Origin of the sequence: Phaeovulum molybdatiresistens (assembly GCF_023544865.1) — a bacterium.
In the GTDB taxonomy this organism is placed as follows: Bacteria; Pseudomonadota; Alphaproteobacteria; order Rhodobacterales; family Rhodobacteraceae; genus Pontitalea.
The window spans coordinates 1-13,257 of the sequence record NZ_JAMJFX010000022.1 but is presented as its reverse complement, the minus strand read 5'-3'; the positions used below and the strand labels follow the sequence as shown (position 1 = coordinate 13,257).

Annotated in this window: 12 protein-coding genes; 6 read left to right on the top strand and 6 right to left on the bottom strand. The window is 60.5% G+C overall.

The features are described from left to right. Position 1 precedes the first annotated feature (1 nt). Both lpdA and MXB90_RS13755 read right to left on the bottom strand, forming a co-directional pair. Positions 2-1,429 carry a dihydrolipoyl dehydrogenase gene (gene lpdA / locus MXB90_RS13760; RefSeq protein WP_250045851.1) on the bottom strand — a complete coding sequence of 476 codons (1,428 nt, stop codon included), beginning with the start codon at positions 1,427-1,429 and terminating at the stop codon, positions 2-4. 1 nt (position 1,430) lies between these two features. Continuing rightward, complete coding sequence (locus MXB90_RS13755) at positions 1,431-2,192, bottom strand: enoyl-CoA hydratase/isomerase family protein (protein ID WP_250045850.1); 762 nt, start codon at positions 2,190-2,192, stop codon at positions 1,431-1,433. A 304-nt stretch (positions 2,193-2,496) separates the two neighbouring features. Here MXB90_RS13755 and MXB90_RS13750 point away from each other — a divergent pair, with 304 nt between their 5' ends. From MXB90_RS13750 to MXB90_RS13740, 3 genes are read left to right on the top strand one after another with little or no spacing between them, the layout of a single operon-like run. Continuing rightward, a complete protein-coding gene (locus MXB90_RS13750) occupies positions 2,497-3,258 on the top strand; it encodes an SDR family NAD(P)-dependent oxidoreductase (RefSeq protein WP_250045846.1) in 762 nt (253 codons plus the stop codon). 10 nt (positions 3,259-3,268) lie between these two features. Further along, the gene (locus tag MXB90_RS13745; RefSeq protein WP_250045845.1) at positions 3,269-4,090 is read left to right on the top strand and encodes a ThuA domain-containing protein; all 822 of its coding nucleotides are present in this window, start codon (positions 3,269-3,271) and stop codon (positions 4,088-4,090) included. Then, positions 4,087-5,754, top strand: coding sequence for a class I adenylate-forming enzyme family protein (locus MXB90_RS13740; protein WP_250045843.1), 1,668 nt, complete (start codon positions 4,087-4,089; stop codon positions 5,752-5,754). Before MXB90_RS13745 ends, MXB90_RS13740 begins: the two co-directional genes overlap by 4 nt. Positions 5,755-5,756: 2 nt before the next feature. Here the strand turns inward: MXB90_RS13740 and MXB90_RS13735 are convergent, their stop codons facing one another. Further along, positions 5,757-6,677, bottom strand: coding sequence for an SDR family NAD(P)-dependent oxidoreductase (locus MXB90_RS13735; RefSeq protein ID WP_250045842.1), 921 nt, complete (start codon positions 6,675-6,677; stop codon positions 5,757-5,759). Between the two features lie 320 nt (positions 6,678-6,997). Between MXB90_RS13735 and MXB90_RS13730 the strand changes: the two genes are divergently transcribed. Next, positions 6,998-7,648 carry a GntR family transcriptional regulator gene (locus MXB90_RS13730; RefSeq protein ID WP_250045840.1) on the top strand — a complete coding sequence of 217 codons (651 nt, stop codon included), beginning with the start codon at positions 6,998-7,000 and terminating at the stop codon, positions 7,646-7,648. A 75-nt stretch (positions 7,649-7,723) separates the two neighbouring features. On the opposite strand, the gene MXB90_RS13725 is transcribed toward MXB90_RS13730, so the two are convergent. Genes MXB90_RS13725 through MXB90_RS13715 form a run of 3 tightly spaced genes read right to left on the bottom strand, consistent with a single transcriptional unit; the run spans position 7,724 to position 11,110 of the window. Next, positions 7,724-9,118 carry a 2-oxo acid dehydrogenase subunit E2 gene (locus tag MXB90_RS13725; protein WP_250045839.1) on the bottom strand — a complete coding sequence of 465 codons (1,395 nt, stop codon included), beginning with the start codon at positions 9,116-9,118 and terminating at the stop codon, positions 7,724-7,726. Between the two features lies 1 nt (position 9,119). Beyond that, positions 9,120-10,133: an alpha-ketoacid dehydrogenase subunit beta gene (locus tag MXB90_RS13720; RefSeq protein ID WP_250045837.1), complete on the bottom strand. Its 1,014-nt coding sequence runs from the start codon at positions 10,131-10,133 to the stop codon at positions 9,120-9,122. 11 nt (positions 10,134-10,144) lie between these two features. Further along, the gene (locus MXB90_RS13715) at positions 10,145-11,110 is read right to left on the bottom strand and encodes a thiamine pyrophosphate-dependent dehydrogenase E1 component subunit alpha (protein WP_250045835.1); all 966 of its coding nucleotides are present in this window, start codon (positions 11,108-11,110) and stop codon (positions 10,145-10,147) included. Positions 11,111-11,243: 133 nt separating this feature from the next. Between MXB90_RS13715 and MXB90_RS13710 the strand changes: the two genes are divergently transcribed. Beyond that, positions 11,244-12,407 (top strand): acyl-CoA dehydrogenase family protein, encoded by a 1,164-nt coding sequence (locus tag MXB90_RS13710; protein ID WP_250045833.1) that lies wholly within the window; start codon positions 11,244-11,246, stop codon positions 12,405-12,407. Continuing rightward, a complete protein-coding gene (locus tag MXB90_RS13705) occupies positions 12,397-12,741 on the top strand; it encodes a Rieske (2Fe-2S) protein (RefSeq protein WP_250045828.1) in 345 nt (114 codons plus the stop codon). Before MXB90_RS13710 ends, MXB90_RS13705 begins: the two co-directional genes overlap by 11 nt. Positions 12,742-13,257: the final 516 nt, after the last annotated feature.

Sequence of the window (13,257 nt, the reverse complement as noted above, 5' to 3'; positions counted from 1 at the left end):
CTCAAATGTTGATTGCCCGCCCGAACGCGGCCAAAGCGGCCTGTTTCATGACTTCGGAAATCGTCGGGTGCGGAAAGACCACATCGAACAATTCCGCCTCGGTTGTTTCCAGCGCCATCGCGGTGGCGAAGCCCTGGATCATTTCGGTGACCTCTGCCCCTGCCAGGTGCGCGCCAAGCAGCTCGCCGGTGTCGGCATCGAAGATCACCTTGGCCAGCCCCTGATCCTCGCCCATCGCGATCGCCTTGCCGTTGCCGACAAAGGGGAAGCTGCCGACCCTCACCGCAAGACCGTTCTGACGCGCGGCCGCCTCGGTCAGGCCTATGCTTGCTACCTGCGGATCGCAATAGGTGCAGCCGGGAATACGGTTTCGGTTAAGCGCGTGGGGCCGGTGCCCGGCAATCGTCTCGACACAGATCACGGCCTCATGCTCGGCCTTGTGGGCCAGCATCGGCGCGCCGGTGATGTCGCCTATCGCCCAGATGCCCGCAGCAGCCGTCCGGCCTGCCCCGTCAACACGTATAACGCCGCTCTCAAGTGTGACCCCAGCCGCCTCCAGGCCCAGCCCCTCGGTATTCGCAACGACACCTGCGGCGCTGATCAGGCGCTCGGCCTGAAGGGTTTCGCCGCCCGCCAGCGCAACCGACACAGAGGTGTTGCCCGGTTTCACCGCCTCGACCCGCGCGCCGGTGCGAAAGCTGATCCCGCGCTTGCCAAGGGCCTTTTCCATGAAGGCTGAAATCTCGGTGTCTTCGGCGGGCAGGATACGGTCCAGCAGCTCGACCACCGTGACCTTGGTGCCCATGGCGGCATAGAAGCTGGCGAATTCCACGCCAATGGCGCCAGAGCCGATCACGATCAGCGACTTTGGCAGGCTGACAGGCTTCAGCGCTTCGAAATAGGTCCAGATCCGGTCGCCATCCGGCTCTATGCCTGGCAACACGCGGGGCCGCGCCCCGGTGGCAAGGATGATATGTTCGGCGCTGTAGCGCCCTGCGGGTTTAACCGATTTCGGGCGCGGTGCCTGCGGCTCTTGCACGGGTTTGGCGGCTTCGATCACCTCGACGGTGCCGCCGCCCAAAAGCCGGGCCTCGCCCCAGATGACATCCACCTTGTTCTTGCGCAAAAGCATGGCCACGCCCCCCGCCATCCGGTTGGCCACGCTGCGCGAGCGTGCAACGACCTTGGCGATATCGGGCATAGCTGCGCCGGCAAGGGTGATGCCGTATGTCTCAAAATGCGCTGCATGGGTCATCATCTCGGCCGAGCGCAGCAGGGCCTTTGTCGGGATACAACCCCAGTTCGAGCAGATTCCGCCTAGGTGTTCACGCTCGACCAGGGCCGCCCTGAGCCCGAGCTGTGCGGCGCGGATAGCGGCGGTATAGCCCCCCGGCCCGCCTCCGATGATTATGACGTCGTAATCGGCCATGTTACTGTCCTCTGAAGTCCGGTTTTCGGCGCGCGACAAAGGCCGCGACCCCCTCCTTGAAATCATCCGACCGGGCAGAAGCGACAAAGGCCGCGCGCTCGGCGTCAAGCTGATCCGCAAGCGCCACACCCGGTGCAGCATCGATAAGCCGTCGGAACCGGCCAAAGCTGCGGGTTGGACCCGCCGCGACGCGCGCGGCCAGCTTGCGCGCCCTGTCATCCACTTCATCGGCCGGGCAAATCTCGGTGACCAGCCCCGCGGCCAGCGCCTCTTGCGGCGTCAGCGCACGGCCGAGCAGCATCATTTCCGTCACTCGGCCCCGGCCAATGCGATGGGTCAGGAACCAGCTTCCCCCGCAATCAGGCACACCGGCAACCTGATCATAAGCAAGTACAAGCCGGGCCGCAGCGTCAAGCACGACCAAATCCGCGCTAGCCAGAAGCGAGAGCCCGGCCCCCGCGGCGACGCCACGCACGCCCGCGATCACCGGCGCATCGTTTTGGCGCAACGCAAGGATGGCGGGGTTCAGTACCTCAAGCAGCGCATCGACGACCTGATAGCCACGCTCGGGATCTGCGGCCATTGCCGACACATCGCCCCCGGCGACAAAGCCCTTGCCCTCGGCTGTGATCAAGATCGCGCGGACATCGGCGCGCCCCGTCACTTCGGCCACGGCCGCCCCGAACGCGCGCGCCAGCGGGAGATCCAGCGCATTAAGCGCCTCGGGGCGGTTGAGGCGGAGCTCGGCAACCGCCCCGCTCACGGCGATTCTTACAAGCCCGGCAGTCATGACTGCGATATCCCAGGCATTAAGGCGAGTCTGTTCACGGCAAGTCCTCCTTCTCCTGTATAGGTCGTAAATAATTTGTGTGTAAATAATGTTGTTTCTGCATACAGCATGAAAAGGCGGAAATAGCCAGTCAAATATCGAGAAATCATCACGCCATGGCGGAAAAACCCAGATTCAACACAGATATTTTTGGGTTGCTTTCGCGGAAAATATCGTTTTTGTGTATACAGTATTTTCCAGTGGCCGCTACCGGCCGGAACCGTTTGGGAGGAAGCTTATGGATCTGGGTCTGAAAGGCAAGAAAGCCATCGTAACCGGCGCCACCAAGGGCATTTGCCGCGCGCTTGTCGAGATTCTCGCGCAGGAAGGTTGCGAAATCGCATTCTGCGCCCGCAGCCAGGACGATGTTGACGCCACCGCCGAGGCGCTCCGCGCCCATGGCACCAAGATCGTGGCCGGCACCGCCAATGTGAAGGATGTCGAAGGGTATCAGAAATGGCTTGTCTCGGCAGCCGAGGAACTTGGCGGCTGCGATATCTTCGTGCCCGGCGTGTCGGCCGGTGGCGGCATGGAAGGCGAAAAAAGCTGGTATCGCGCGTTTGAAATCGACCTCATGGGGTGTGTGCGCGGGTTCGATGCACTGTTTCCCGCGCTCAAGGCATCGGGCAATGCCAGCGTCGTATTCATCTCAACTACGGCAGCGGTCGAAACCTTTATCGCGCCGATGCCCTATAACGCGATCAAGGCATCGCTGATAACCTATGCCAAACAGCTGGGCCAGGCCCATGCCAAGCGCGGCATCCGCTGCAACGTCGTCTCACCCGGCCCGATCCTGATCGAGGGGGGCAGCTGGGACCAGATCCGGCAGAATGATGAAGCCTTCTTCAATTCGATCCTCGCGCAGCAGCCAGACGGGCGCATGGGTGAGGCCGATGAGGTCGCCCGCTGCATAGCCTTCCTTGCCTCGGATGCCGCCAGCTGGGTGAACGGGACGAATCTGATCGTCGACGGCGGTTTCACCAAACGCGTGCAGTTCTGAGGCCGGGCGGATGGTCATCCGCTATGATGCCGCGTTGAACCTTCTGGTTTCGACCAAGGGTCATCCTTTTGACAAGCCAGCGTTCTTCGGGATGTTCGACGCGATGAAGGGGATGACCTGGACCCATGTCGAACAGCCCGCGACCACGGCGCTGATGTCGCCTGCGGGCTGTGCAGATTTTGGCGCGCTGTTGTTCTATGATGTACCGGGGCTACAGTTTCGCACCCCGAACCCGCCCGACCTGTTCGCACCGCTGGAAGCCTTCAGGCAAGGCTTCCGCGCCTTGCTTGAGGCAGGCAAGCCGATGATCTTTTTGCATCATGCGATCGCGGGCTGGCCGCTTTGGGACGATTATGCCGAGGCGATCGGCGCCCGGTTTTTCTATCAGCCCGGCAGCTACAAAGGCCGCAGCTATCCCGACAGCGGCTATGTTTTTCCCGCGACCTACCGCGCCCGCCCGCTGGCCGATCACCCGGTGCTTGCCGGGCTTGAGGACGGTTTCGAACTGACCGACGAGCTGTATCTGTTTGACACGCTCGAAGATGATATCGTGCCGTTGCTTGCGGCGGATTACACCTTTGATCGCGCGCATTTCTATTCTGCGGCTAATGCCCTGAACGCTCGGATGTGGACCCGCGACGGCTGGGATCACCCGCCGGGGACCAACCTGATCGCCTGGGCAAAACGTTCGGGCAATGCGCCTGTAGTCACAATCCAGTGCGGGAATGACGGCGCAACCTTTGGCAATGGACATTTCCGTCGTCTGCTGCGCAACGCGATAGACTGGGTCACCAGCGATGCGGCGGCACAATGGGCAAGAGAGGCCAAATGAAGACGCCATCACAAGCCATCATCGACGCAGGAACGCGTAACGCGGCACAAACCCTGGCAGAGGCCGCCCGCAAATGGCCCAATACGACCGCACTTCTCATCGACGGCACCCGGTTGACATGGGCCAGCCTTGACGCTGAAGCGCGGCTATGGGCTCGCGGGCTGGTTGCGGCCGGGGTGCGACCGGGGGCCCATGTTGGCATCCTGATGCCCAATTGCGCCGATTATGTGCGGCTGTTCTATGCCTGTGCCATGATCGGTGCCACGGCGCTGACCATCAACGCCCGGTTCAAGGATGATGATCTACGCTATGCCATCCACCACTCCGACATGGACATCCTGTTCATCGGCGGGCAGGCATATGAATATACCGATTTTCACGCCATGCTGTTGCGGCTTTATCCCGAACTGGCGGACTGGACGGGCGGGCCGCTAAACCTGTTGGACGCGCCACGGCTGCGCATGATTTATAACCTGTCCGACCCCCGCGATCATGGCTGGCCCGATGCCGATGCCCTGCACGAAGGTGCAAAACGCATAAACCCTGCCGAAATCGCCCAGCTGTGTAACGCCACCTCGCCCGACACCCATGCGCTGATGATGTATTCCTCGGGCACCACGGCACATCCAAAAGCCTGCATGCTGACACATCGTACGCTGGAAATGATCGGGGCGGCCTTTGCCGAACGGTTCCACCTTGCGCCCGGCGACAGCGTGATGAACCCCCTGCCCTTCTTTCACATGTCGACGATGCTGCCGATGGCCGCGTGCCGGGCCGCAGGCGCCGCCCAGATCACCACGGCGCATTTCGACCCTGGTGACGCGTTGCGACTGATGGAGGAAGAACGGGTGACCTTCGGTTACCTGTCATTTCCAACACTTGTGAACCAGATCATCAATCACCCCGATTTCGCGCGAAGCGATCTGTCGAAGCTGCAGTATCTGCATTGCGTTGGCCCCGCCGAGACGATGCAGAAATATACCCGCGCCTTCCCGAGCGCGCAGTATATCAACGCCTATGGCCTGACCGAAGCCACCGGGGTCCCCTGCTTCACCGATCCCGAAGACCCCAGGGACGAGGCGCTTCATATATCGGGCCGGCCGTTTGACGGGATCATGGGCAAGGCGGTTGATCCAGAAACCCGCGCCGATCTGCAACCGGGCGAGCGCGGCGAAATCTGGCTTTCGGGCTGGTCGCTGTTCGACGGCTATTACAAAGATCCCGAGGCGACCGCGCTTGCCTTGGTCGATGGCTGGCTTCGGACCGGCGACATGGGACATGTCCGCGCCGACGGGCGCATCGTTTTTGACGGACGGCTCAAGGACATGCTCAAGATCGGCGGAGAAAACGTCGCCGCCCTAGAAATTGAAACCTGGCTGTGTTCGCATCCCGGCATCCAAATCGCGCAGGTGATCGGCGTGCCCGACGACCATCTGTTCGAAGTGGCCGCGGCCTATGTCGAGCTGACACCCGGAGCCCTCATCACGCCGCAACAGATCGTGGATTACTGCATCGGCCAGGTCGCCACCTACAAGATCCCGCGTTATGTGCGGATCGTGGACAGCTGGCCGATGTCCACGACCAAGATCCAGAAATTCAGACTGCCCCGGGACTTTCGGCCAGACGAAAAGATCGACCCGAAATCCCGGACAAAAGCGGGCTGATTTCAGCCCGCGTCCCGTGCTTCTCGCGCAACCTTGGCGGCGGCAACGATTTCGGCATTGGTGGGATTACGCCGCAACGTCACACCGCCGTTCACCTGCAACACCTCGCCGGTGATGAAACAGGCGTCACTGCACAGCCAGGTGATTGCCTCGGCTGTGTCCTGCAGCGTCCCCACGCGACCCAGAGGATATTCCTTGGCAAAGGCCCCCACCACCCCGGGGTTGCGCGCCGCGCGCTCTGTCATCGGTGAGGCAGTAAAACCGGGCGCCACACTATTGGCACGGATCCCGCGCGTGCCGAATTCATTGGCGATGCAGCGGATCACATGATCCATCCCCGCCTTAGTGCCCATATAGGCGGCGTGATCCTCCATCATGATCTTGGCTGTCGCGCTTGAAACCTGCACGATCGCCCCATCATCGGCCATCACGCGAAGCATTGCTTGGAAAAACTGATACGGCCCGATGAATTGTAACGACACCATGCGTTCCAGTTCCTGACGCGTGGTATCAAGAAAGGGGGTCAACAGCCCCCATCCGCTCGAATTGACTGCGATATCAACGCCGCCAAGCGCCTCAACAGCCGTCGTGGCAAGCCCCGCAAGCGCGCTTTCATCCGTGATGTCACACAAGGCATATGCGCCGCTGATCTCTTGCGCGAGCTCGGCAAGCGGTGCCTCGTGGCGCCCGGCGACCAAAACATGCGCGCCTTCGCGGGCAAACTGCCGCGCGGTGATCTGCCCAAGATTACCCTTTGCTGCCGCGCCAATGATGACCGCGCGTTTTCCTTCCAGTCGTTTCATGATCTCTCCATTAAAGGCGTTGTTCCGACCAGCCACTGCGGATCGGGTCGGTCCCATCCCGATCCGCGGTTGCCGCGCAGTACGACGTACCCGGGCCCCGGCGCCCGACGGGAAGGTCAAGGATGCTGCAGCAAATCGGCAACACAGTCGATCAGGTGCAGCTTATTAGAAACAAGACACATCGCGACCATTTTGTATATCCATAACAGCAAAACGCATACAAAAAAGAACATTTCAATATCCCGTCCGGGATCAAGCCGGACATCATGCACTCATGCCGAGCATGAGCCCGCATCAAAGTGCCCTTCCCGTAAGGAATGTCTGGAAAAATCATTATCCGTAGTGCTAATATAAAAATACAATAATCAGAAGCCCCGGGATTCACAGAAAAGGAACCCAATCACATGCCAAAAACGGCCGGCCTTACACACGCCGAATCCGTGCGCCTTTCTCTTGAAAACGACATTTTCACGGGCCGCCTGGCGCCCGGGGCGTCGTTGGATGAAGAAGCGCTTGCCCGGCGCTTCTCGGTGTCGCGCACGCCGGTTCGCGAAGCGATGTTACAGCTCATTCAATCGGGATTGGTTGAGAAGAAGCCACGCCAGGGCGCAATCGTCACCCAGATCGACCTTTCGGACATGATCCGCCTGTTCGAGGTGATGTCCGAACTTGAAGGCATCTGCGCCAAATTCGCCGCCCGCCGCATGACCGCGCAAGAACGCAAGGCCTTGCGCAAGCTGCACGAGCAATCAGTCGAGGCTTACGAATCCGGCGATCACGACAAATATTATACCCTCAGCCGTAAGTTCCACCTGATGGTGATCGAGGGCACGCATAATCAGGAGCTGATCGAGACGACCAATCGGCTTGGAATCAAGCTGGTGCCGTACCGCCGGTTTCAGCTTTCCTATCCCGGCCAGTCCGAAAACAACCTGCGCGATCACGAAGCGATCATGGAGGCCATTGTGGAGGGCCAATACGAACTGGCCTCCGAACTGTTTCGCAAACACACCAATGTGCAGGGCGACGTTCTCGCGGAATATATCGCGATGGGTGACCGCGTCGCGAAAAAGCAAAGCGTCGCGGGCTAAACCTTCCGGCGTATACCCCCCGAATACAAAACCGCCGGGATCGTTCCCGGCGGTTTGTTTAACTTGTTTCGACTGTTACGATAGCAGGCGCATCGGATCTTCGATCAGTTCGCGCAGTGTTGTCAGGAACTGTGCCGCCAGCGCCCCGTCAATGGCCCGGTGATCGGCCGAAAGCGTGGCCGAGATCATCGTCACGAATTGCACATCCCCCGCAGCCCCCTCTACAGCCTCACGCCGCGCTCCGCCAACGGCAAGAATTGCTCCCTGCGGTGGATTGATGATCGCGTCAAACTCTCGGACGCCGAACATGCCCAGGTTGGACACGGTGAAAGTGCCGCCCTTCAGCTCGTCCGCCGTAAGTTCGCGGGCTCGCGCCCGAGCAGCTAGATCTGCCGCGCTGGCCGCAATATCGCGCAACCCGCGATTGCCCGCATCACGCAGAACCGGGGTAATCAGCCCCCCGTCGATGGACACAGCCACCGATATATCGGCACGCGGAAACAAGGTCACCATGTTGTCCGAGACATGGACATTTACCCCAGGATGTTCAGAAAGGGCTAGGCCGCAGGCGCGAATCAGGAAATCGTTGACCGAAATTTTTGCCCCGCCCGCGCGGTTCAGCGCTTTTCGCAGGTCCGTCAGGGCGTCGATGCGCAAATCGACCGTGGTGTAGAAATGCGGCACGGTCTGTTTCGAAACGACTAGCGCCTTGGCGATAGATTTACGCATCCCTGTAAAGGGCTGTTCGACACCATCCTTGGCTGCCATGACCGGGTCCGCTTCGTGCTGCGTAACCCTGGCGGAACGCTTCCAAAGCCCGGCGCGGATCGCCGCCTCCTCGGCGTCGGCCAAAGAGACCCTACCCTTGCGGCCGTGACCTGTGATCCCGGCAAGTTCCAGCCCGACCTCGCCAGCGAATTTGCGCGCGATGGGGCTGGCGTGAACGCTCTCATTTTCGGCTTGAATCTGTTCGATCGAGCGCGCCGGTACAGCGGTGCCGGCCAAATCATCGCGCACGATCTTGCCGCGATGCCCGCTGCCCGAAACCGACGCCAGATCGACCCCCGTCTGTTCGGCCACACGCTTGGCAAGCGGTGTGGCGCGCACATCCACCGGTTCCAGTGCCGCGCCAGCCTGCGCGTCCGCATCCTGATCGGAGGGCTCAAACGAGGCATCGACGGGCTTGAATTCCGCGATGAAAGCGTCGATCGCGCCGTCATCGACGGAAGGATCGGCCATCACCGCGATCAGCGCGCCGACAGGCGCGACTTCGCCCTCGGGCACAAGAATTCGGCGCATGGTACCGGACTGGTCCAGCTCGACGCTGTTCACGATCTTGTCGGTTTCAATGTCCACCAGATCGTCGCCCTTCTCGGCGCTTTGGCCCTCGGCAACATGCCAAGAAGTCACTGTTCCCTCGGACATTTCCAAGCCCCACTTGGGAAGTGTGATCGCAATAATCCGGCTCATCTCACACCTCCTTCATCACGGCGCGAATGGCCGCTTCGATATCGTTAGGGCTCGGCACATAGATCCGCTCAAGCTCGCGCGCGAAGGGCACGGGCGTGTGCGGCGCGGTGATCTTTTGCACCGGGGCGCGTAGATCGTGAAACCCTTTTGTCGCCGCCATGCTGGCAATCTCGGAGGCGATTGAACAGATGGGGTTCGATTCATCGACCACGACAAGCCGGCCGGTCTGCGACAGGCTTTCAAGGATCGCCTCTTCATCAATCGGTGAGGTGGTGCGCATATCGATCAAATCGCAGGTGATTCCTTCTGCCGCCAGCTTGTCTACCGCCTTCGCTGCGAAATGCACCATGCGCCCGATCGCCACCACTGTCACATCCCGGCCTTGGCGCAGCAATGCCGCCTCGCCGAAGGGCACAAGATACTCGCCCTCGGGCACGTCACCCTTGCGCGAATAAAGTGCCTTGTGTTCAAAAAAGATGACCGGGTCATCATCACGGATCGCCGCCGCAAGCATCCCCTTTGCATCGGCCGGGGTGGACGGGACCGCCACCTTCAGCCCGGGAATTGCCGACAGCATCGGATAGATGGTCTGGCTGTGCTGCGCGGCGGCATTCATCCCCGCACCCATCGCCATACGCAGCACGACCGGGGTCTGGGCCTTTCCACCGAACATATAACGGAATTTCGCCATCTGGTTGAAAATCTGGTCAAGCGAAACGCCGACGAAATCCGCGAACATCAGCTCGGCCACAGGCCGCATCCCCGCAAGCGCCGCGCCATTGGCAAGCCCGACGATCGCGCTTTCGGAAATCGGCGTGTCTATCACACGGGCCTCGCCGAAGCGCGGCAACAGGCCCTTGGTCACCCCAAAGATACCGCCCGCGGCATCTCGCTTGCCAGAGGTGCCGCCCGCCCCGCCGGAAACATCCTCGCCGATCACGATCACGCGCGGATCGCGCTCCATCTCTTGATGCAGCGCCTGGTTTAGCGCATCGCGCATTGTCAATTCAGCCATGACGGTGCTCCTCAATAATCGATGTAGACGTCGGACAGCAGGATGTCCGCGCCCGGCACGGGGCCTGTGCGCGCGCTTTCGACAGAGGCGTCGATCAAGGCCAGCACCTCCGCGTCGATGGCATCGAGTTCCTCGACCGTAAAAATGCCGGCCCCGGTCACCTTCTCGCGGATCTGCTTGAGTGCATCCACCGTTTCGCGGAAGTTCTTGACCTCATCCTTGGCGCGGTAATTTTGCGGATCGCCCTCGAAATGGCCAAAATAGCGGGTTGCGACGGCCAGAACAGCCGCTGGACCATTTCCAGCGCGGATGTATTCCAGGGCTTTTGCAGCGGCTTCGTATACAGAAAAGTAGTCGAACCCGTCGGCTTCCCAGACCGGGATACCGAACGCTTCGGTTCGAGTCTTCAGGTCCGATCCGATCCCGTAGCTTGCACCGGTGTGCTCGGAATAGCCGTTGTTCTCGAGCACAAAGAGCTTGGGCAGCTTTAGCACCACCGCCATGTTCATCGCTTCGAATACGGTGCCTTGGTTCGACGCCCCGTCGCCGGTGAAGCTGACCGAGACAGAACCATCCCCGCGCGCCTTGCACGCCAGCGCCGCGCCCACTGCGATCGGCTGGCCCGCGCCGACGATCCCGTTTGCGCCCAACATGCCCTTGGTCAGATCCGCAATGTGCATGGAGCCGCCACGGCCTTTGCACAAGCCATCGGCCCGACCATAGATCTCGTGCATCATGCCTTTAGGATCGCAACCTCGGGCTAGGCAATGACCATGTCCGCGGTGCGTAGAAATAATATAATCGGTCTCACGCAGGTTTTCGCAAACCCCGACAGCGATGGCCTCCTGCCCCGAGTAGAGGTGCGTGAACCCGGCGATCTCGCCTTTCGGGTTCTCGACATGAAGTCTCTCTTCAAACTCACGGATAAGCCGCATCTGTCGATACGCCTGCCGGATTTGGTCCGGACTTTGCTGCATGGAAACCTCCCTATCGCGACCGTCTTCACGCAGAAAAATACGCGTGCTCTGCGAATGTCTATACTCATCCCAGATTTTTGTGTATATGGAAAGTGCTATTTTTGTATTCACAGAACAGAAGGAACGTGGCCAGATGGACTTCCAGCTGACCGATGACCAGAAAAGCCTGCAAGAGGCCGCGCGCCGTTTCGCACAGGAACAACTGCCCGATCTCGCCCGCCAGCTCGAAGACAGCTGTGAACCGGTGCCGCATGAATGGCTCAAGCGCTATGCTGAACTGGGCTTTCTCGGCATAAACGTATCAGAAAAATACGGCGGTCTGGGCTTAGGCAACCTTGAGGCGCTGCTGGTGGTCGAAGAATTTGCCAAGATCAGCTCTGCCGTCGCCTTCCCGGTCTTCGAAAGCTGCGTCGGCCCGGTGCGCGCGATCGAGCATTTCGCGCCCGAAACCCTGCGTGAACGGGTGATTCCCCGCGTCTGCGCCGGCGAAGCCGTGGTGGCGGTGTCGATGTCCGAACCTGATGCCGGCTCCGCGCTGACCGATCTGCGCACAAGCGCTAGGATCGCTGGTGACAAGGTGATCCTCAACGGCACGAAACGCTGGTGCTCTGGTGGCGGTCATGCTGATGGCTACGTGGTCTATTGCCGGTTCGACGATGTCCCTGGCGCCAAGGGGATCGGCGCGGTCTATGTCGAGAGAAACACGTCGGGCCTTAGCTTCGGGCCGCAGGAACAGCTGATGGGCTTCCGCGGTGTGCCCTCGTCCGATCTCTACTTCGACAATGTCGAACTGCCGCTCGACGCCGTGATCGTGCCCGGCGGCGGGTTCAAGAAGCTGATGGAGGCCTTCGACCTTGAACGTTGCGGCAACGCCACGATGTCGCTGGGGCAGGCTTCGGGCGCTCTGGATGACGCGCTGGTCTATGTGCAGGAACGCAAGCAGTTCGGCCGCCCCATCGTTGAATTTCAGGGCGTGCAGATCAAGCTCGCCGAGATGAAACTCCGGGTCGAGGCCGCAAGGCTGCTGATTCACCGCGCGGCCAAGAACGCGGAAGACGGCATGCCCTCGATCCTTGATTCGTCGCTTGCCAAATGCTACGCGAACGAAATTTCGCGCGAGGTCACCGGCACCGCGGTGCAACTCATGGGCGGGTACGGCTATTCCAAGGAATACCCAATGGAGCGCCGTCTGCGCGACAGTTGGGGCTGGGGAATTGCAGGCGGGGCAATCGACATTCAGAAAGTGAACATCGCCTCGGCCATGGTGGGGCGGCGCTTTAACCAGCGTGCGGGATGACATCAGCATGATCTCGAGCGGCATGAAAGACTTTCAGGATGCCTGTTCAACGATGCAGGTGCCACGAACGGGTGTGTTCTTCACCTCGATCGGCTCGAACGAGATCATGCTCGCGCGCGATGCGGGCGGCGATATCGTCGCCTTCTCCGGCTTTTGTACCCATTCGATGGGCAAGCTTGAAGGCGGAGCGGTGGAGGGCGATGAAATCATTTGTCCGCATCACGGCGCGCGCTTCAGTTTCAGGACAGGACAGGCAAAAACGGCTTGCCCCAACCTGCCGAAATATGAGGTGAAGATTGAGGGGCGGCGCGTGCTCGTGCGCCCCGCCCGCTAACAGTTAGCTTAGATATTCGACGAGGCGGACCGGTTTTCATTCGTTCCGGGCTTCGCTGCCCGGCCTCGCGCTTTTGGGTTCGGAAGGCGTGTGTGCCCCATGGGTTTTCTCATCGTATTACACCACGCCAGGTCGCCCTTTGTCCGTCGTCGAATGATTTGGAACAGGCGGCCCATTTTCGGTCTGGAGGGTTCCGGCTCTTTTGGTTGATGCTATGCTGCGTGCCGCTGATGGATAAAATGCCGGGTCTGGATGGTTTTTACTTTGATTTTCTCCCTCTGTGGCAGGATGGCCAAACCGCGATCGAAGTAGACGTAGGCGGGGACAGATTGCCAAGGCTCTCGTGGTGGGCTCAAGACTCATGTCCAGGACAGGATTGTTGCGGTGATATCGACGGCGGAGAGGAATAAACTCGGACATCTATCGTAGGGTGTCGCTATGGCCTGCTGCCGGTTTCGTGGACGCGAAGATAAGATCGTGACCAAGGCAACGGAGATCGGACATGGTGAGACGGAA

Bases quoted from the DNA above. Each gene is read 5' to 3' on its own strand.
- lpdA (WP_250045851.1), bottom strand. From the start codon at position 1,429: ATGGCCGATTACGACGTCATAATCATCGGAGGCGGGCCGGGGGGCTAT.
- MXB90_RS13750 (WP_250045846.1), top strand. From the start codon at position 2,497: ATGGATCTGGGTCTGAAAGGCAAGAAAGCCATCGTAACCGGCGCCACC.
- MXB90_RS13745 (WP_250045845.1), top strand. From the start codon at position 3,269: ATGGTCATCCGCTATGATGCCGCGTTGAACCTTCTGGTTTCGACCAAG.
- MXB90_RS13740 (WP_250045843.1), top strand. From the start codon at position 4,087: ATGAAGACGCCATCACAAGCCATCATCGACGCAGGAACGCGTAACGCG.
- MXB90_RS13725 (WP_250045839.1), bottom strand. From the start codon at position 9,118: ATGAGCCGGATTATTGCGATCACACTTCCCAAGTGGGGCTTGGAAATG.
- MXB90_RS13720 (WP_250045837.1), bottom strand. From the start codon at position 10,133: ATGGCTGAATTGACAATGCGCGATGCGCTAAACCAGGCGCTGCATCAA.
- MXB90_RS13715 (WP_250045835.1), bottom strand. From the start codon at position 11,110: ATGCAGCAAAGTCCGGACCAAATCCGGCAGGCGTATCGACAGATGCGG.
- MXB90_RS13710 (WP_250045833.1), top strand. From the start codon at position 11,244: ATGGACTTCCAGCTGACCGATGACCAGAAAAGCCTGCAAGAGGCCGCG.